Source organism: Virgibacillus kimchii, from assembly GCF_055379185.1.
Map to the genome: position 1 here is coordinate 1,144,816 of NZ_AP043951.1, position 20,304 is coordinate 1,165,119.

13 protein-coding genes and 1 other RNA gene are annotated in these 20,304 nt (G+C 37.9%); 6 read left to right on the forward strand and 8 right to left on the reverse strand.

The window, feature by feature from the left end:
- Positions 1 to 60 precede the first annotated feature (60 nt).
- The 5 genes from recD2 to cymR all read right to left on the reverse strand — a co-directional run bounded on the left by recD2 (position 61) and on the right by cymR (position 5,953).
- On the reverse strand, positions 61 to 2,367 hold the full coding sequence (gene recD2, locus ACZ42C_RS05835) for an SF1B family DNA helicase RecD2 (RefSeq protein WP_461183504.1): 2,307 nt from the start codon (positions 2,365 to 2,367) through the stop codon (positions 61 to 63).
- A gap of 23 nt (positions 2,368 to 2,390) precedes the next feature.
- Complete coding sequence (locus ACZ42C_RS05840; protein ID WP_464891333.1) at positions 2,391 to 3,053, reverse strand: tetratricopeptide repeat protein; 663 nt, start codon at positions 3,051 to 3,053, stop codon at positions 2,391 to 2,393.
- A 142-nt stretch (positions 3,054 to 3,195) separates the two neighbouring features.
- Positions 3,196 to 4,308 carry a tRNA 2-thiouridine(34) synthase MnmA gene (gene mnmA, locus ACZ42C_RS05845; RefSeq protein WP_461183506.1) on the reverse strand — a complete coding sequence of 371 codons (1,113 nt, stop codon included), beginning with the start codon at positions 4,306 to 4,308 and terminating at the stop codon, positions 3,196 to 3,198.
- Between the two features lie 28 nt (positions 4,309 to 4,336).
- Complete coding sequence (locus tag ACZ42C_RS05850) at positions 4,337 to 5,479, reverse strand: cysteine desulfurase family protein (protein WP_461183511.1); 1,143 nt, start codon at positions 5,477 to 5,479, stop codon at positions 4,337 to 4,339.
- 57 nt (positions 5,480 to 5,536) lie between these two features.
- The gene (cymR, locus tag ACZ42C_RS05855) at positions 5,537 to 5,953 is read right to left on the reverse strand and encodes a cysteine metabolism transcriptional regulator CymR (RefSeq protein WP_461183507.1); all 417 of its coding nucleotides are present in this window, start codon (positions 5,951 to 5,953) and stop codon (positions 5,537 to 5,539) included.
- Between the two features lie 204 nt (positions 5,954 to 6,157).
- On the opposite strand from cymR, the gene ACZ42C_RS05860 reads away from it, so the two are divergent.
- Both ACZ42C_RS05860 and ACZ42C_RS05865 read left to right on the forward strand, forming a co-directional pair.
- The gene (locus ACZ42C_RS05860; protein ID WP_461183508.1) at positions 6,158 to 7,426 is read left to right on the forward strand and encodes a replication-associated recombination protein A; all 1,269 of its coding nucleotides are present in this window, start codon (positions 6,158 to 6,160) and stop codon (positions 7,424 to 7,426) included.
- A gap of 144 nt (positions 7,427 to 7,570) precedes the next feature.
- Positions 7,571 to 8,239, forward strand: a complete 669-nt coding sequence (locus ACZ42C_RS05865) for an RsfA family transcriptional regulator (protein ID WP_461183509.1) — start codon at positions 7,571 to 7,573, stop codon at positions 8,237 to 8,239.
- Positions 8,240 to 8,466: 227 nt separating this feature from the next.
- On the opposite strand, the gene lanKC is transcribed toward ACZ42C_RS05865, so the two are convergent.
- Positions 8,467 to 11,115 (reverse strand): class III lanthionine synthetase LanKC, encoded by a 2,649-nt coding sequence (lanKC, locus tag ACZ42C_RS05870; RefSeq protein WP_461183510.1) that lies wholly within the window; start codon positions 11,113 to 11,115, stop codon positions 8,467 to 8,469.
- Between the two features lie 519 nt (positions 11,116 to 11,634).
- On the opposite strand from lanKC, the gene istA reads away from it, so the two are divergent.
- From istA to ACZ42C_RS05890, 4 genes are all read left to right on the forward strand, one after another.
- Positions 11,635 to 13,188: an IS21 family transposase gene (istA, locus tag ACZ42C_RS05875; protein ID WP_464891362.1), complete on the forward strand. Its 1,554-nt coding sequence runs from the start codon at positions 11,635 to 11,637 to the stop codon at positions 13,186 to 13,188.
- On the forward strand, positions 13,185 to 13,955 hold the full coding sequence (gene istB, locus ACZ42C_RS05880; protein ID WP_464891334.1) for an IS21-like element helper ATPase IstB: 771 nt from the start codon (positions 13,185 to 13,187) through the stop codon (positions 13,953 to 13,955). The genes istA and istB overlap by 4 nt, the downstream gene beginning before the upstream one ends.
- Positions 13,956 to 14,776: 821 nt before the next feature.
- A complete protein-coding gene (locus ACZ42C_RS05885) occupies positions 14,777 to 15,958 on the forward strand; it encodes an IS256 family transposase (RefSeq protein ID WP_464891313.1) in 1,182 nt (393 codons plus the stop codon).
- A gap of 804 nt (positions 15,959 to 16,762) precedes the next feature.
- Positions 16,763 to 17,986: an MFS transporter gene (locus tag ACZ42C_RS05890; RefSeq protein ID WP_461182717.1), complete on the forward strand. Its 1,224-nt coding sequence runs from the start codon at positions 16,763 to 16,765 to the stop codon at positions 17,984 to 17,986.
- Positions 17,987 to 18,233: 247 nt separating this feature from the next.
- Here ACZ42C_RS05890 and ssrS read toward each other — a convergent pair.
- Positions 18,234 to 18,425: non-coding RNA, 6S RNA (gene ssrS / locus ACZ42C_RS05895), on the reverse strand.
- A 109-nt stretch (positions 18,426 to 18,534) separates the two neighbouring features.
- Positions 18,535 to 20,304, reverse strand: coding sequence for an aspartate--tRNA ligase (gene aspS, locus ACZ42C_RS05900; protein ID WP_461182716.1), 1,770 nt, complete (start codon positions 20,302 to 20,304; stop codon positions 18,535 to 18,537).

Consider the following 20,304-nt stretch of genomic DNA (forward strand, 5'->3'; position numbering starts at 1 on the left):
AATCTCCTTTGAAAAGATTATTATGTTATGCTAACCCGATTGGTAGTAAAATATACCTCTTCACATGAAATCATATGGGGATATTTCATTGTCCTCTTCCACAGTAGGTGGAGGCACATGCTCCAGCCTCTCCTTGATCTGTTCCTTTAATGTAGTAAAACGCCTGTTTGTATCTATTGTTTTAAGACCATTCAGGAGTGATTGGGCATCCCCGCAAATAATCAATGACTGCTGACTCCTGGTAATGGCAGTATAAAGCAGGTTTTTTCTCAACATCCTTCGATACACTGGTGTAACCGGAAGAATGACAATCGGAAATTCGCTGCCCTGGGATTTATGTATCGATATGCAGTAGGCATGCATGAGATTCACAAAATCCTTTCTTTCATATACCACTTCTCTATTCTCAAATTCAATGACAAGCTGTTCTTTGTTATCTGTGTTTTCATCCTCTTCAAAGATCGCTGCTACTTCTCCGATGTCTCCGTTATAAACGCCGTCTTCCGGCTGATTAACGAGCTGCAGCACTTTATCGCCTACACGGAAAACCCGGTCGTGGGCATTGATTTCCCGCTTCGTCGTTGTTTTAGGATTTACTAATTGCTGCAGTTCCTGATTTATCATTGTAATGCCTGCCTGAGAGCGATACATGGGAGCCAGCACCTGAATATCCTTTACATCCACCCCTTTTTCCATAGCCTTTTTGTAAATTCCAATAATCACATCAAGAACTTGTGATTCCCTGCATGGAAAAAAACTGAAATCCTTGTCATTGTGCAAATTAATTTGCCGATTATTCTTGATCTCATGAGCAAGAGAAATTATTTTCGAACCCTCTTTCTGGCGATATACTTCTGTAAGCCGGACTACTGGAATTACTTCTGTTTCCAGCAAATCTGTCAATACTTGACCGGGGCCGACAGATGGAAGCTGATCTTCATCCCCGACGAGCAAAACCTGCATATCACTTGGTATAGCTTTAAACAAATGATTAGCCAGCCATATATCCACCATCGAAAACTCATCGACAATCAATAATTTACCGGCTAATGGTTCATCTTCTCCTTTACTGAAGCCCTCTTTTCCATCCCAACCCAGTAGCCGATGTATCGTAACAGCCTCCTGGGATGTTGATTGTGCCAGGCGCTTGGCGGCACGCCCAGTAGGAGCAGTAAGTATAAATGGATACTCTTTATTTTCTTCGTATTCACCTTTATCCAGAGATAAATCATGAATATCCGCATAAGCTTGTAATATCCCTTTAATCACGGTCGTTTTCCCGGTGCCGGGGCCCCCGGTAAGGATCATGACCTTGGAATGTATGGCCTGGTTAATGGCTTCAAACTGATCTTTTCCGTAGCTGATGGACTCCGCTTCTTCGATTTCTCCTGTAATTTTCATCAGCTCAGCAGCAGTTGTCTGATGTTCTAAGGGTTTTTCCATTACCCGTTTTAAATGGGAAGCAAAACCATCTTCAGCATAATACAATGAAGGCAAATAGACATTTCCCCCGGAAATGATCACTGATTTATTTTTATTCAGCTCAATTAACCTTTCCTCGATAACCTTTTTTGTCAGCCCGCTGGCAGGCAGTAATTGCAAAACCTCTGCTGCACACTCTTCCATCGGGAGAAAGACGTGACCATGCTGAATATTTTTTTGTAAAACATAAATACACCCGGCACCAATTCTGTTCGGGTGTGTTGCTGATAATCCATTCTTCATGGCAATTTCATCTGCTGTTTGAAAGCCGAAACCTTCTATATCAAATACATATTGATACGGGTCTTCTTCCAAAATGGTGATTGCTTCTTCCTTATATTCTCTATAAATCTTCTGCGCCATTTTCAATCCTATATTATACTTTGACAGGTATAGGGCAATATGTTCAAATCCCTGGTTTTCCTGGAGACTTTTAACAAGGGAATCCCTCGTTTCCTTTTTCAATCCTTTTACCTGATTTAATACTTCAGGATCATTAAGTATTCTGCTGATGGCTCCCTCTCCCAAAAACTCAACAATTCTTTCAGCCGTCTTTTTACCAACACCGTAAAATAAATCACTGGATAAATAGCTGATCAGACCCGTTTTCGAATCCGGTATGTATGTTTCATAGGAATGCACCCGATATTGCAGCCCAAATTTAGCGTGTTTTTCAAACACACCATAAAAGTAATAGGCTATTTGCTCCTGCAGCTCTGGAAAATATCCTTTTAATGTGATATCCCTTTCTCTGTAATCTTCATTGGTCTCCAGCACTTTTACCTTTGCAATTACAAAGTTTTCACTTTCATTGTGAAAAATCGTATATAAGAGCTCACCTTTAATATATTTGCGGTTCTCCGCCGATTGACGGTCCATTCCCATTTAAAACAACCCCATTAATTTTCCTATTCTTCCAGCAGAGATTCTGCATTTTTCTTCCCGTTTGCTGCAAGTACATGCTCCGGCTGAATCCGGAGTGCTTCTTCAAAGTGGTCTAACGCTTCTTTCACCTTATCATGATATAAATCTATCACACCAAGATTGTAGTGGGCATCACTATGCTCCGATTCCAATTCCAGTACTTTGGAAAATGCGGATGCTGCTTCATCGATATGCTCTGTTTTGGCGAGCGATAATCCATACTGGAATAAAAATTCTGCTTCGTTCGGGTTCAGTTCAGTAGCGCGCTGTAAAAAGGGAATGGATAATTTGATTTCTTCCTGATGAATATATGTCATTCCCATCATATAATACACATCCGCGTCTTTAATTTTTAAGTCAATCGCTTTTTGAAAGTTTTCCTGTGCTTTTTTATATTCGGATTGCTCGTAATATAAATTGCCGAGCCCGTAATAGGCTGTGCCTACATACTCATTCAACTCAAGGGCTTTTTTGAAAAAGCGTTCTGCACGGGTATAATCATTTAAATGAAGCAGTAAATTTCCGAAATTAACATATCCAACGGGATCTTCCGGTGATTCCTCAATCAGTTCATTAAATAACGCTGCTGCCTCTTCAAATTTATTTTCTTTCATCAGTTCAATAGCTTGTCTGTTTTTATTCATCATAAAATCTCCTTGTTAAATGATTTAATTGCACTGTCTTTCGCGATAACACGGAATAATTGCCAAAAACCTCCATCTTTATCCTGATCTTTTTAGTCAGGCGGAAGGCTTTGATAAACTTGCGCCTGACTAAAAAAGAACGGATTTAACCGACATAATCAAGAACTTGTTCATCCTTGATAATTTCATCGATGGTGGCTCCGCCTAAGCAAACATCGCCATCATAAAATACAACCGCCTGTCCGGGTGTAATGGCACGCTCCTTCTTGGAAAACGTCACGTATACTTTGCCGTTATCCATTCTCTTGACACTTACTTCACTGTCATCCTGACGGTAACGGAATTTTGCCGTGCACGTAAAAGTCGCGGGAATTTTATCCGGGTGAATCCAATTTACATCCGTACCAATAAGCGCATCCGAATAAAGGGCATCATTTGTATAGCTTTGCCCAACATATAAAACATTTTCCTGTAAATCCTTCCCTACGACAAACCAAGGATCACCGGCACCGCCTATTCCAAGCCCTTGACGCTGTCCGATTGTGTAATACATTAAACCGTCATGCCGTCCTTTTGTTTCCCCGGTCAAAGTTCTCATTTCACCAGGCTGAGCCGGCAAATACTCACTCAGGAATTCTTTGAAATTCCGCTCGCCGATAAAACAAATACCCGTACTGTCTTTTTTATCGGCCGTATATAAATCATGTTTCCTTGCTATTTCACGTACCTCCTGCTTTTGCATATGACCGAGGGGAAACATGACTTTTTCAAGGACATCTTCTGTTAATTGATTCAGGAAATAAGTTTGATCTTTATTGTGGTCCACTCCACGCAGCATTTCGTACCTTCCCTTATTTTCCCGTACCTGTGCATAGTGCCCGGTCGCCAAATAGTCTGCCCCGAGGGACATTGCATGGTCCAGGAACGCTTTAAACTTTATTTCTTTATTGCACATCACGTCCGGATTCGGTGTTCTTCCTGCTTTATATTCATCAAGGAAGTAGGTGAATACCTTATCCCAGTATTGCTTTTCAAAATTGACAGCATAGTACGGTATGTCCAGCTGATTACAAACACGGACTACATCCTCATAATCTTCTGTTGCAGTGCATACACCGAATTCATCAGTATCATCCCAGTTTTTCATGAAAATGCCTACTACATCATAGCCTTCTTCCTTCAGTAAAAGGGCAGCAACGGAAGAGTCCACACCTCCGCTCATCCCGACAACTACCCTTGTATCTTTTTTATTTTTCATCGTTTATCATTCCTTTTAATTATGCATGTTAAGCAGTTAAACGTTTTACGACTTTGGCCACTTTGGTGGCCGCCTCCTTCACATTTTCACTTGTGTTTGCAAGTCCAAAGCTAAAGCGTATGGAATTTGTGGTACATTCATGGTTTTTCCCAAACATGGCAGAAAGCACATGGGAAGGTTCAATCGAACCCGCTGTACAGGCACTTCCACTGGATGCTGCGATTCCATCCAGGTCAAAGTTTGACAGTAATGCTTCAACATTCGCACCCGGGAAGCTGATATTTATTATAGTGGGAATAGTCGCATGATAATCTCCATTTATAAAAAATGTAATATCATGCGCTTTTAGTTCCTTTATAAAAAGCTCCTTGTAGGACTGGTAAAGCTCTCTGCGTTCCTCTTTATGGTTGATTGCCAATTCGACAGCCTTTTGAAATCCAATGGCAGCAGGGACATTTTCCGTACCTGGTCTCCGCTTTCTCTCCTGTTCCCCACCAAACTGAATGGCATTCAACTTTACTTCCTCTGATGCATATAAAAAACCAATTCCTTTTGGTCCGTTTATTTTATGGGAAGATACGCTCATCATATCTATTCCCGTTTCTTTAACATTTATATCAATTAAACCGTAAGCCTGAACAGCATCTGTATGAAAGTTAGCCTGATGTTCCTTTAACATTTCAGCTATTTCGTGTATCGGTTGTATGACACCAGTTTCATTATTTACATACATAACGGAAACCAGTACGGTGTCTTCTGTAATGGACTTGGCCAAATCATTGAGCGAGATTTTCCCATCATTGTAAACCGGCAGGTAGGTGACATCAAATCCCTGTTTCCCCAGGCTTTGAATTGTGTGCAATGTAGCATGATGCTCCTGGGCCGAAGTAATAATATGATTTCCTTTTCTCCTGTTTTTTATTGCTGCTCCTATTAATGCCAAATTATCAGCTTCCGTTCCCCCGCTTGTAAAGATAATCTCTTTTTCATCTGCATGGATACTCTTCGCCATGCTCCTTCTGGCTTCATCCAAAAATTTTCTTGCCTTTCTGCCGAATGAATGCACACTCGAAGGATTGCCGAACACGTCATTGTATACTGGCTGCATCGCGGCAATCACATCTTTGTGAATCGGGGTAGTCGCAGCATGATCCAAATAAATCCCATCCATTTTTTTCAATCTTCCTTCCTGATTTGGATAGTGGTATCGTGTCAAGTTCTCCGGTTGTTAAATATAAAACATATATGCTTCCCGTGGTTCATCATCATGATGAGTCAAATCCTCCAGGGTAGTTGTATCCAATACATCTTTTACCGCATCGCGGACACGCATCCATAAAGCCTGTTTTGCAGGCTCCTCATCCTCTATGCCTTCCACCGGTGTTATCGGTCCCTCGAGCACCCGGATCACATCGCCGGCCGTTATATTATTCGGCTCCCCTGACAACGTATATCCGCCATAAGCACCACGTGTGCTCTTTATTAATCCAGCGTTTCTTAAAGGCGTTGCAAGCTGTTCCAAATAATGCTCTGATAAATCATTTTCCTTGGCTATCAGCTTCAAAGAAACAGGACCATCTCCATATTTTTTGGCCAAATGAATCATAATCGTTAAACCATATCTTCCTTTGGTTGAAATTTTCATCTACTTTACACCTCAATTTGCTTTCCAGACAATACTCTCATGACATTATAGCACGAATGATTCTCATCTTGCATTTTATTGAAATCGGAATTAAGCTTGATAATAAGTGTGTGTCATCTATAACAAAAGCACATAAAATTCCTTATATATACTAACGAAAATACCCAGTAATGTAAATAACCGATAAATAAAAGGATGATTGCGATGAAACAACAGCCACTTGCTTTTCGGATGAGGCCTGAACATATAGACGAGATTATTGGACAAAAACACCTGGTGGCTCCAGATAAAATCATTAACCGAATGGTGAAGGCGGAAAGATTGGCTTCCATGATTTTATTCGGCCCACCCGGTACAGGGAAGACATCTATGGCTTTTGCGCTTGCCAAGAGTTTACAGCTTCCTGTTAAAACATTAAATGCTGTCACGGATAAAAAGAAAGACATGGAAATTGTTGTAGCCGAAGCGAAAATGACCGGACAAACTGTATTAATACTTGATGAAGTTCACCGTCTGGACAAAGCAAAACAGGATTTTCTGCTTCCGCATTTGGAAAGTAACCTGCTGACGCTGATCGGCTGCACAACCAGCAACCCTTATCATTCCATTAATCCGGCAATCAGAAGCAGATGCCATTTATTCGAGCTTTATCCTCTGACAATGGAAGATGTTAAAACAGCGATAGAACGAGCTATAGAAGATAAGGACAAAGGGCTTGGAAATTTCGACATAGACCTTTCAGATGAGGCACTGGATCATTTTGCAGGGAGTGCCAACGGGGATATGCGTGCTGCTTTAAACGGTTTGGAACTTGCCGTATTTTCAACCCCTGAAAATGAAAATGGTCAAGTCAAAATTGCACGTGAAACAGCTGAAGAATGCATGCAGAAAAAAAGCTTTTCCCATGATAAAGACGGGGATGCCCATTATGATGTTCTCTCAGCTTTCCAAAAGTCCATCAGGGGTAGTGATGTCAATGCAGCACTGCATTATTTGGGGAGATTAATTGAAGCTGGAGACCTGGACAGTATCGCAAGAAGAATGATCGTTACGGCCTATGAAGATATCGGCCTTGCCAATCCGCAAGCAGGACCCAGAGCAGTTGCCGCGGTGGAAGCCGCCGAAAGACTGGGCTTTCCGGAAGCAAGGATCCCACTGTCTGTAGCTATCGTGGAACTTGCCCTGTCTCCTAAATCCAATACGGCATATTCCGCATTGGATGCTGCGCTTTCTGATATTCGAAAAGGGAAAACCGGCGACATTCCTCCTCATATAAAAGATGCCCATTATGCGGGAGCAAAATCATTGGGCAGGGGACAGAACTATAAATATCCTCATCATCATAAAAATGGCTGGGTAAAACAACAATATTTACCTGACTCTATCAAAAATAAATACTACTACCAGCCAAAAGAAACCGGTAAATTTGAACAGGCACTAAAACAGGTCTATGAAAAAATTCAAAAACATTAAATACGAAATAACTACCAAATGTGACCATCATAAAAAAAGATTTTATGAGAAACGTATAATTCCGATAGCCTGAGGCAACAATAGATTATAAAAATATGAAATCTATTTTTCATCGTTAATTTATCGGAATAGGAGTTGAACGATATGGTAAAAGTAAGACAAGATGCCTGGTCACATGAGGATGATCTTTTATTGGCGGAAACCGTATTGCGGCATATCCGCGAAGGCAGCACTCAATTAAATGCGTTTGAGGAAGTCGGTGATAAACTCAACCGGACTTCAGCTGCCTGTGGTTTTCGCTGGAATGCAGAAGTAAGAAATAAATATGATAGTGCTATTGATCTTGCGAAAAGACAGAGAAAAGAAAAGAAACGGGCCATGGCAAAAAATATGAAAAAGACAAGGAAACCTACTATTTCACTTCAGCAGGAATATACCACAAATAAACCGAATACATATGAACATGTATTAACGGGACAAGAAGCTGATAATAATATTAACCTTGATCGTGTTATTCATTTCCTCCAAGGAATGAAAAAAGACTACTATGCTTCAAATCAATCAAAAGCTGACCTCGAAGACGCACAAAATGAGAAAGAAAAATTGGAAGAACAGGTAACTATGCTGGAGAAAAAGCTGAAAGAAACGGAAAAACAATTGGCTACTATGCAGGAAGACTATCAGGCCTTTATTCAGATTATGGACAGGGCAAGAAAAATGGCTGTATTGGAAGAGAATGGAGCAGCCTCATCACCAGCCTTTAGAATGGATAAAAACGGCAACCTGCAGCAAATAGCCCATGGCAACAGTTAAAAGACTGTAAGAAATCGAAGAGCCTACATGTTGAATAGATAACCTAACATAATTTCAATATACGTCTAAAAATATGTTGGATCACTGTCACAATAGGTTATTTTGAAAGATGGTAAATCAATGAAAATAGGTTTGGAGTTGGCTAGCCCAATTTAAATTCATTTGATACCATCTTTTTTCTATTTTTAACAAGGTTTTTATCTAAAATCCTTTAATGTAATGCAGATTTACTTTTTCACTAAATACTCACTTTCAATTGTAGTAACCTCATTAAATCCATTTATCAAATCATCAATAAATATAAAATAATCTAACGAATTATTTTGCACCTTATTGATTATTTCTAATACACCTGAAGCTCCATGACCATAATCGCAACTATATCTAAACATAAGAGAACCTGGTATTGAAATCATATTCTCATTATTAAGATCTAAAAAAGGAGTTATATTATTAATCAACTTGTATACTAATTCTCGATACTCTGGATTCTTCTTTACTATATATACATCATGCAGTGTAGCAATTAATCCAGAAATACCATTAAAAAGATTCAATTGAACTGAGAAATCTGAATTTAGCCCCGCTATTAATTTTGGTAAATATTGTTGCATTTTGTTATCTTTTGATTCTATTGAATATCTCAACACAACCGATGTTATTCCAGCAGTTCCGGTTAATAAGTATGGGAAGAATATATTTTCATTCTCGCTTCTTGTCTCCGGAAATAGGTACCCACCATTAATTTCTTTTCCAAATTTCAATTCCTCTTCTAATAATTGTTCCCCTGTAAAATAATACAGGTTGTGACCCGTTAATTTATAAGTATAATATAAAAATAATGATATTCCACTTTTCCCTTTCATTAGCCCAAGATTTTCTATATAATAATCGTCATTTTTCAACTCTTTGCAAATTAAATCTGCTATATTTATGATATCGTTAAAGTAATTTTTATCTTTAGAAAATATATATTGTTTTACAAGTAATAATCCATAACCAGAAAGCCCACTCTCTACACTTAAATCTTTTAGATTTAGAAACTTTTTCTTCAAACTTGTAATTATACTTGCATATTCATCAGAAGTACTTTTATTTGTAATAAGACACCATAATATTCCACATAATCCATCTGTAAATCCTAGCGAGAACCTAGACCTGTGATTAAAAATCGAATCATTCAGCCATTCTTTTATACTTAATAATTCATCAGAATCTGTACTTTTGAAATTACTCAATGCTTTGTATACTCCTGCAGCTCCAGTATTTAGGCAATAATAATTATTAGCAGTATAGTCTCCCGGAAAAAGTTGATTACTAAAATCTAATTTACTATAATTAATAAAATTGATTATTTTATTAGAAATATCACTAAAATTTAAAATACATTCGTTTCCTTTTGGCCTTCTAATATTACTTTTTAATAAAATATCGATAAAATATTGAGGTGAATAATCTGAAATATTGTTGTGTTCCCCCTTCATCAGTTCTAAAACTAAACTTTTTATTTCTTTAGGAAAACCATAATAAGTAACTAAATAGTTCATAAATCTTTCCGGATATTCATTATCTATTTCTATAAGGTAGTTATTTGGAGCAATCATATAGAAAAGCAAATACCCGATACCTATATAATCTCTTTTAAAAGAAGAAGTATTATTCTTTGAGCTATAAAAACCAGCTGTTCCTAATATTATTGGTTCATCACTGTTTTCATCTAAATTCGTTGAAGAATCAAAATCAATAAAAAATGGTTGTTTATTATGGAGGATTATATTCTCAGGACTTATATCATTTATGATAATGTTTTTATTATGGATTTCTTTTATATTATTTTTAACACTGTCAATAATTTTTATAACATCAATCATATACTCCATTATTTCCTTGTCTGTCGTATTTGGCAAGCTAAAAGGGTTATTCTTTGCAACATATCTATTTAATGTCTCACCTTTGATTAATGTTTCAACAAGAAAGATATGTTCCCATTGTTTAAAATAATCAATTGGCTGAGGTATGAAATTAATATTATAATTATTCAATTTCTTTAAAATCGCATACTCTTTTTCTTTCATTTCTATACTACCTTGAGTGGGGGTTTCTCCATACTGCACAGTGTAAGGCCTAGCTTCTTTTATGATTACAGACTCTCCTGTTATTGAATCTTTCCCAATATAGGTTCCACCTGCATTTGTAAATCTTTTTGCAGAAATAACTTCATACCTGTCATTTAAAAATATTGTACTATTTTTCTCTAAGTTATGTGTCTTTTCTGCAAAAGGATCCTCAACCCAACTAGGCACTTTGTATATAGGAAATCTATCATCATAAAAAACTTCTCCATTAGGACCATGTATAATATCACTTTCTCCTTGGATCATATAACCATACCTATAATACACTACTCCTTCTTTGCCGTATCGTTTATCAGTTAGTATATATGGACCGTTATATCCTTTTAATAATTTTGTAAGGTTAACTACATGGTTTTTGAATAATTTATACGAAGATGGATAAATTGTTATAAATTTCCCTGATGACCTCCTATCAGAAGTTTTATCTTGCATTAGCGCATAGAGAAAATCATCTTTAATAAACTTAAAAGAAATACTCCTTGTAATACAATACTTAGATACAATATCCAAAATTTCGAAAGAATTCCATATTGTCGCAGATATATGAATTTTCCAGCCATGTTCTAAATATTTATAATTAGGAGGGGAGCAATTAGTAAATACCTTACTATCAATAATTTCCCAATTCTTTGGAAGACGTTTATTTATTAACTTTATAAAATAATCTGACTTATTATAATGGTCAACCGGCAAAAAATATATTTTACTTACTAAAGTATCTAATGTAGTAATTTCTTGCATTAAAAATTCCTCCTCGCATAGATATCCATTATATTCTCTTTAACGGTCAGTTTTAAAAATTTAAGGGGGTTTCGTGTTTCTCTCATTAATATTGTCATTTTTCTAAAAAAATAACTCTACTTATGAAAAAATTTAACAACACTTCTATTATAAAAATTTGGCGATTTTGAATAGAGAATTTAGTAAAAGACCATTCATGAATCCCATGATTTTTAGTTATGTGTGATCCATGAGGATTTATGTCTTCTTAATCATAATATGCAAGTACATGTATCCTTGGTTAAACACCAAAGAATGGTGATTGTAACTGCTAAACTATAATAGACCATTTCTGCTAGATAAGAATGGACACTTTTTTGGGGGAGTATTTGCATTTGAGAGATGCTGCCCCGGGGAGGGGCAGCATCTCTCAAATGCATCGCGGCGGCCGTTGCCCAATAAAAATTCGCTTCATTACGATATAATCATTTATGTTGATTATATGTAATGGGGGAAAGAGAAAAGGTGGAAATTCTAGAAATGTACATGAAGATCAAGCAATTAAAAGAACAGGGATTTAAGATACGGCGAATTGCCAGAAAGCTTGGAGTATCAAGGACAACAGTGTATAAATACCTGGAGAAGTCACCGGAGGAAATTACGGAGTGGATGGCATCCACCAAAACGCGAGCCAGGAAATTGGATCCATATGAAATGCTTATTCACACGTGGCTTAGTGAACATCCTGACCTTTCGGCATCACAGATCCATGACTGGCTGAAGGAGAGATTTCCCAAGTTAGTCGTTGGAGACAGCACAGTGAGAAGTTATGTCAAAGACCTTAGAAATAAGTATGATATTCCTAAAACAGAGCCTAAACGTGTCTATCAAGCTATTCCTGATCCGCCAATGGGCGAACAGGCGCAAGTTGATTTTGGGGAAACAAAACAGAAAACGTCTCAAGGAAAGGTAATCAAGCTATACTTTATCAGTTTCGTGCTTTCGCACTCCAGATATAAATATGTAGAGTGGTTGGACAGGCCATTTACCACAAAAGATGTGATTCAAGCGCATGAACATGTATTTCAGTATTATGGCGGCATCCCCTATGAACTTGTCTATGACCAGGATTCCCTGCTCGTGGTGAGTGAGAATGCAGGTGATTTAATACTGACAAGTGAGTTCCAGGCTTACCGCGATGAGCGTAAACTTAAATTTTTTATCTGTAGGAAAGCCGATCCGGAGAGCAAAGGGAGAATTGAAAATGTGGTTGGCTTTGTAAAGAAAAACTTCGCCAGAAACCGAGTATTTCAACACATAGACACATGGAATGATGATTGTTTAGCATGGCTGGAGAGAACAGGAAATGGGAACGTGCATAATACAACAAAAAAGAGACCGGCAGAAGTGTTCAAATTAGAGAAACAACACCTCAGGCCGATCACCAAAGAAATTCATATAACAAGTATTGCCTCAAGTATAACAAGAACGGTGCGAAAGGACAATACGATTATGTATGAATCCAACCGCTACTCGGTTCCTCTTGGTACCTATGAAAAAAATAAAGAGGTCACTATCGAGGTAACAGATAGAAACCGTTTAGTTATACGAGAGCAATCAGACGGGCCGATTATTGCAGATCATCTCATTTCTACTGAAAAAGGGAAACTTATACAGGCTACCCAACATATGCGGGATCGTTCCAAAGGCATTCCAGCTTATATTGCCACTGTTTCCGAAGGGTTTGAGGATAAGGAAACAGCCACGGCTTTCCTGGAGGAGATTCAACAAAGATATCCGCGTTATGTGAGAGATCAGTTAAAGATGGTATTAAAAGCTTCTCAGTCGGTGGATCAAGCCATCCGAAACGAAGCGTTATCAGAATGTGTAAAGCGCGGATTATACAGCGCAACAGAGTTTCGTGATGTGGTGGCATTCGTTCAGCGGCAGCATCCATCCGATTCCGACCAAACAGCTGCAAGTGAGGAAATCAAAACACTGCATTACGTTGATCCGGCATTATTAAACACAAAGGCAGAGACAAGGGAATTGGATCGCTATTTAAATGTGTTAAAAGAAGGTGTAACGGTATGAAATATTCTCTTGAACAGTTACAACAACAACTTCGTTCTTTAAGGCTATCAGAGACGGCAGCACATTTGCCTTCTCTGATTCAGCAAGCTGAATCAGAAGATTGGACATACCGGACTTTCTTACATCATCTAACTGCATATGAACAGAAACGCCGCGAAGAGAAACAAATTGAAAAACGTTTGAAATGGGCAGCATTCCCTACTTACAAAACGATAGAGGCGTTTGAGTTGGATGAACAACAATCCTTAAGCAAAAAACAGCTCCAGCAACTAACCGAGTTTACATGGCTGGACCAGCTGTACAATTTAATTATTTTGGGCCCTCCGGGCGTGGGGAAAACTCACTTAGCAACGGGATTAGGAATAGAAGCAATCCACCAGGGTTATAAGGTTGCCTTTATATCCATGGGGGAACTTATTCATACGTTAAAGACGGAGGAAGTTACAAGAAAGTCCCAGACAAGGATGAAACGCATCCGGGGCGCCAATCTCGTCATCATTGATGACTTAATGTTTATGGCAATGGATACACGGGAAGCAAATCTCTTCTTTCATCTGATTAACGACCTTTATGACAAGGCGTCAGTAATATTAACATCAAATAAAGGGCCGAATGAATGGGGAGAATTATTAGGAGATCCCGGACTAACAGCAGCCATCCTGGACAGACTATTACACCGTGCAGAAGTACTTCATTTTCAAAATGATGACAGTTATCGGATGAAACATCGTTCTTCCATTTTTATGGGAAAAAGTGTCCAGAATTAATTAGCAAAAAGTGTCCATTTTCACTTGACGGTTACAGGTGATCCGAATGCCGTTTAATCGTATTTCGTATTATCACAACAATTCATCCTATTTTTTAATATTAATATGATAAATTTCTAGGGTATCTCTTCTTTCAGAAAATCCCTCTGAGGCTGAACTGTCCCTTTGACTGCACCGTTATTTCTCTATATATTGATAATTTACTAGAGAAAGGGGAAGGTTTATATTTTTAACTATAATGAAGTATCAAAAAACTTACGGACGACCTGTACAAATAGCACACGAAACACTTCTAGTACTCGCCATAACTTGTGCTTCTCTTTTAACTGGTGTTTCCATAACTTGTAAACTAAGAACTTTTTCCATCTTAACTCCTCCTAAATTTTCCCTCCCCCTATATGCTGAACAATATCATATATTCAGATGTGACACAACCTTTTTTTTATATTTAATACTTAGATAATACTATATTTTATATGTAGTCTTATAAATGCTACTATTAGTTTAGTTGTTAATGTTTATTAATTAGCGAAAGAATTTGACTTTTATGATATAATTTATTTGTCAAAAACTTTTTATTTATTATCCTTATTTAACATACAAATGCAGAGCCTAACTCTATTAACTTTAGGCCGTATCCGCTTTTAGCCTTAACACTTTTAATATCCATACTAAGGTAGAGGTGAAAATATGGCCAAATATAGGAAAAGCAGGTCATATAGTTGATGACGTAAAATAGTTTGTGTAAATTATTTGAGACAAAAAACGAGGTAGGGTACCCTCGGAATTGGCTAAAATTCTAAGAGAGGAGAAACCCTACCATGTCTCATAGTATAACCAATAATGACTTTATGAATCAACTTGACACACTTGTTCGTGACTTTGTCAAAGAGCACCTGGAAACCATTATGAAAGAAGAAATGGAACAGTTTTTTAAGGTGGAGCACCCTGAACTGAAACAGGTGAAAAACGGGTACTACACACGCACTCTCGACACCAAGCACGGTCATATCGATGACCTTGCTGTTCCGCGTGATCGCAACGGTGAATTTAAGACGGAGTTGTTTGATCCTTACCAGCGCCGTGACCAATGGGTTGGAGAAACGGTCACGAGAATGTACCAGAAAGGCATCAGCACCCGTGAAATCGGTCAAATGATCGAGCACATGTTGGGTTCTGCTTATTCGGCAACAACGGTAAGCAATATAACGGATGTCACACTGGAAAATATCGAATCATGGCAAGAGCGCAAGCTGCAGAAACGCTATTCGGTTCTTTATCTTGATGGAACCTATCTCAAGCTGCGTCGCGATGACGTTGATAACGAAGTCGTCTACCTGGTCATTGGCATCACCGAAGATGGTTATCGCGAGATTCTCGGTTTCTATGTCGGCGGCCAAGAAAGTTCACTCGGTTGGAAAGAAATCCTTCTTGACCTTTACAAGCGTGGTGCCGAGGAAGTGCTGCTTGGTGTATTTGACGGCCTGCCTGGTTTAGAAGACGCAATGAAAGAAGTTTATCCAAAGGCTGATGTGCAGCGCTGTGTCGTTCACAAAATCCGAAATGCCATAAATGCCGTGCGCAAAAAAGACCAAACGGCCGTTGCCGAGGATCTAAAGCCCATTTACGAGGCAAGTACAAGAGAAGAAGCCAAAAAGCAATTCCAGACTTTTAAACATGCTTGGGAGGCTAAGCATCCTAAAATCGTCAAATCGTGGGAGAAAGACTTAGATGTGCTTCTGACGTTTTTAAATTACCCGTCATCCATCCAGCGCATGATCTACACGACAAACATCATTGAGCGAACGATGAAGGAAATCAAAAAACGTACCAAGACGATGAACAGCCTGCCCAGCGAAAAGGCGGCAGAGAAAGTGGTTTATCTCCAATCCATTGACTACAATCAAAAATGGGCAGAACGGAAACTGCGAGGCTTTGCGAGTGCTTATCAACCGCTTCAAGACATGTTTGAAGCAAGATATGGAAAAACAAGCAAAGTGTAACCGGGAGAATTTTCAGACATCATCCCCCGGGTACCCGGGGGATGATGTCTGCTCCCCCACCAATTCTGTGGAATACCCTATTAAAATTTACACATACTTCTTGACGGAACCCATATAGTTTATGATATAAAGTATCATGTATGGGTAACCAAATGAGATGTAATACATTCAAATAGCAAGAAGAGCTAAGGAATTGATCTGGCAAGGGTGCGAACAAGAAATATAACAAATCTTACAGGGAAGTGTAGGCAAAGGACATATTCATTTGTTGCTATTTTGCTCACCGATTATAGCGCCAAGATCAAAGTTACTACAGGATGAATTCTCAGAACTCAAGAAAAGGTGTTCGGCACAGCATTTGTGAACTAGAGCTTACTTTTGTGCTACTGTCTGAACTGTTACGGAAGAAATAATACGGAACTACGTTGCTAATCAATTCAATGGAGGCAAGGATGAGATCTTTATAATTGTAAAATGAGTTTAGCCTAATTTAGAGTATGCTACAGCTTATGGACTTTGAGCAGGACTTCGCCCCTGTATAGCGAATTTAGTCACTGGCATTTCATGTCCAAATCCACCTGCTTTAGCACGTAGTCTTATAAATTATATTACATTTTTGTCTAGTATTTGTTTATTGAATCCTTTAAAAATTATTATAGATATTTCCAAGTTGATATACGTGGCTTAATTAGAAAAGTTAAAAAGAGATTATTAATACGGATGTTAGTATTTAATCGTAATTGGATTATTTTTAAGATAATAAAAATACGGGGTTAAATTTAGTTATAATAGGGTGGTGGTTTTGTGAAAATAAATATATCACTAATTGTTAGTAACCAATTTCTAACAGTATTAGCTGATAGTGTATTTAACGTTGCTATATTATGGTATGTATATGAATATTCCCAATCAGCTTTATTTGCAGCCGGTATTACTGCTGTTACATCACTTATAAATGTGTTGATTGGTCCAATAATGGGTATTTTCATTGATAGAGCTAAGCCAAAAAAATCAATGCAATTAGGTTATGGATTAATGATCTCTGTAGGAGTATTATTGAGTTTAGTGTTTATATTTTGGATAAATGCTTTAATAGCATTTATCTATATTTCAGTTATTATCCATCATATTAGCATGTTACTAGTAGAACCAGCTAAGTACAAACTTCTTCCACAAATAGTTGAGAGAGACCGAATTATAAAGACGAATGGGTATATTTCTTCAACAAGTGAAACTAGTGAGTTGATAGGACAAATGATAAGTGGTGTTTTGATCAGCTTTATAGGGTTCATAGGAGTCATGCTTACGCATTCAATATTTTATCTTTTTGCCAGCATTTTATTAACTTTTATTGTTATCCAAAAAAAACAAGCTATCAAAGACTCAACTGAGAGGTCAGATGAAGTTAGCACCAATTCAAAAAAGAGTACAATGAAAAGTGATCTTATTTTTGGAATTAATTCCTTCAAAAATAATCCACCGGTTTTTAAATTAGTTATGCTGGCAATGGCAGTCAATTTAACCACTATAGCTGGTTCACTCTTAGTTGTACTTGTTTCAGACCATTACCAAGCAAGCGCAATTCAATTTGGAATCTTTAATGCTTCTGCTGCATTTGTTGGAATAATAGTTGGAATTTTTGCAGGGAAATTGACAAGTTTAGTAAGACCCTATTTGGTTATAGCTTTTGATTATATAATTTCAGGTATTGCGTTTCTTGGAATGGCACTTACAACAAATTATTACATCGGTTTATTATTTTATCTTATGATGACTTTTACAAGTATTTTAGGTAACGTGATGTTCGGATCTATATTAATTTTACTCGTAAAAGACCAAGTTCGTGCTAGAATAAATACAATTACTGGAGCACTCTCTTCTGTAGTAATTGCGCCAACAGTCTTAATAGGTGGGTGGATTGCCGACTTATATGATGTTAGTATTTTATATGTTTTTGCTGGGATATGGATATTTTTATGTGGATTATTTCCATTAATAGATAAAGATCTTAAGAGTATTGATGTATAAAATATTATGTATAAGAAATTACAAAAATAAGCCTTTATTGTATACATAAGGAGAATAGCAGGGGTTTCGGTAAAGAAAGATAGCTCGTACTAATTTCCAAGATACATAACAAACTGTGGAACTTCCCTTCTTCTTATTATTGTAATTCAGAAATTTTGAATCGTTATTAAAATAACATCACTTGTTATTAAATTAAAACACGACCACGGAATCATAATGTGGTCGTGTTTTAATATTATGTAAGATATCAAATCCCAATTGTGCCGTCTAAATTCAAGCTTTGATCCCGCTCTTGGCAGGTGGGTGCTTTGTTCTATATTTATTGTGCTTCCCCAAATGTAATTGTCGGGGCATGCACGCAACATAGAAACAATTCAAGCTCCCAATGATAAAGGTGTTCGGTCAAAACACTTTTATTAGACGTACACATCAGGATTTGATCTTCAAATTCTGTAACCTTATTTTAGCATAAGGTTTACTGTTTTTCAATATTCACAGTCGTGAAGAGTAGGTTACATTTTTTACAAGTTTATAACAAATGGATGGAGTCAGTCATTTTTTTCAGTTAACTGTATAGCAAGTTCTTTCAACTGTTCCTTACTCACACTGCTAGGGGCATCTGTTAATAAATCTGATGCCGAGGCTGTTTTTGGAAATAGAATAGTGTCGCGTAAATTACTTCTTCCGGCAAGCAGCATAACAATCCGATCAAGACCCAAAGCTACTCCACCATGGGGAGGGGCTCCATATTCAAGGGCTTCCAGCAAGAACCCGAATTGCTCTTCGCTTTGTTCTTTGGTAAAACCAAGCACTTCAAACATCTCTTCCTGCTTTTCCCTTTTATGGATACGAATCGAACCTCCGCCCAATTCATACCCATTCAAAACCAGGTCATAGGCATTTGCTTTTACATTTTGCGGATCTGTCAGTAATTCCCCTTCATCTTTCTCCAACGGTGCGGTAAAGGGGTGATGGGCTGCAAAGTATCTGCCTTCTTCCTCATCATATTCAAGCAATGGCCAGTCCGTAACCCACAGGTAATTATATTTTGACTCATCAATTAATTCCAGATCCTTGCCAAGTTTAAGCCGAAGCTGACCCAGGCTGTCATAGACAACAGATTTTTTGTCAGCGCCGAATAAAAGCAAGTCTCCATCTTCTGCACCGGCTTTGGCCTTTAAGGAAGCCTTTTCCTCATCGGACAGGAATTTAGCAATAGGTCCTTTCAATTCTTTTCCTTCTGTTTTTAGCCATGCAAGCCCTTTTGCTCCATACACTTTCACGTAATCCGTCAAATTATCAATATCTTTTCTGGAGTAATTTGCTGCCTGTCCTTTTACATTTAATAGACTAACAATCCCTCCGGATTCGATAGCCGATTGAAATACTTTAAAAGAAGAATTTTTAAGAAGATCAGAAACATGGATAAGTTCCATTTCAAATCTTGTATCCGGCTTATCTGAACCAAAACGTCCCATCGCCTCTTCATAGGACAGTCTCGGAAATGGCCTCGCAATTTCTTTCCCTTTCACTTTTTTCATTATTTTTTGCATCATTTCCTCTGTCATTTCCATAATTTCATCACTGGTCATAAAAGAGGTTTCAATATCAATTTGTGTGAATTCCGGCTGTCTGTCCGCCCTCAGGTCTTCATCCCGAAAACATCGGGCAATCTGATAATACTTTTCAAAACCACCCATCATAATTAATTGCTTGAACAATTGAGGTGACTGCGGGAGCGCATAAAACTCGCCTCCATGCACCCTGCTCGGCACTAAATAGTCACGTGCCCCCTCTGGAGTGCTTTTCGTTAAGATTGGTGTTTCCATCTCCAAAAATCCTTGTTCATTTAAAAAATTTCTAACGGTTTGTGTTGTCTGATGTCTTAACTTAAATGTCTCCTGCAATGAATTTCTCCGCAAATCAATATAGCGGTATTTAAGCCTCAAGTCTTCGGCAGCAGCTGGTTCCTCCTTTATAGCAAAAGGAGGAGTTTTTGATTTATTTAAGACATGTATGGATAAAGCAATAACTTCAATTTCTCCTGTTTCCATGTTTGGGTTTATGGTTCCCTCATCCCGCTTAACAACGGTGCCTTCGATTTCAACCACATATTCACTTCGGATCGTTTCAGCTGTTTCCAGGGCTTCCTTAGAGTGATCAGGGTTAAAAACAACTTGAACCAGTCCTGATTTATCACGAAGATCAATGAAAATCAAGCCGCCGAGGTCACGCCGTTTCTGCACCCACCCTTTTAACAATACATGCTTTTCTACATCGGACGCTTTCAGTGTCCCTGCATAAATTCTTTTACTCAT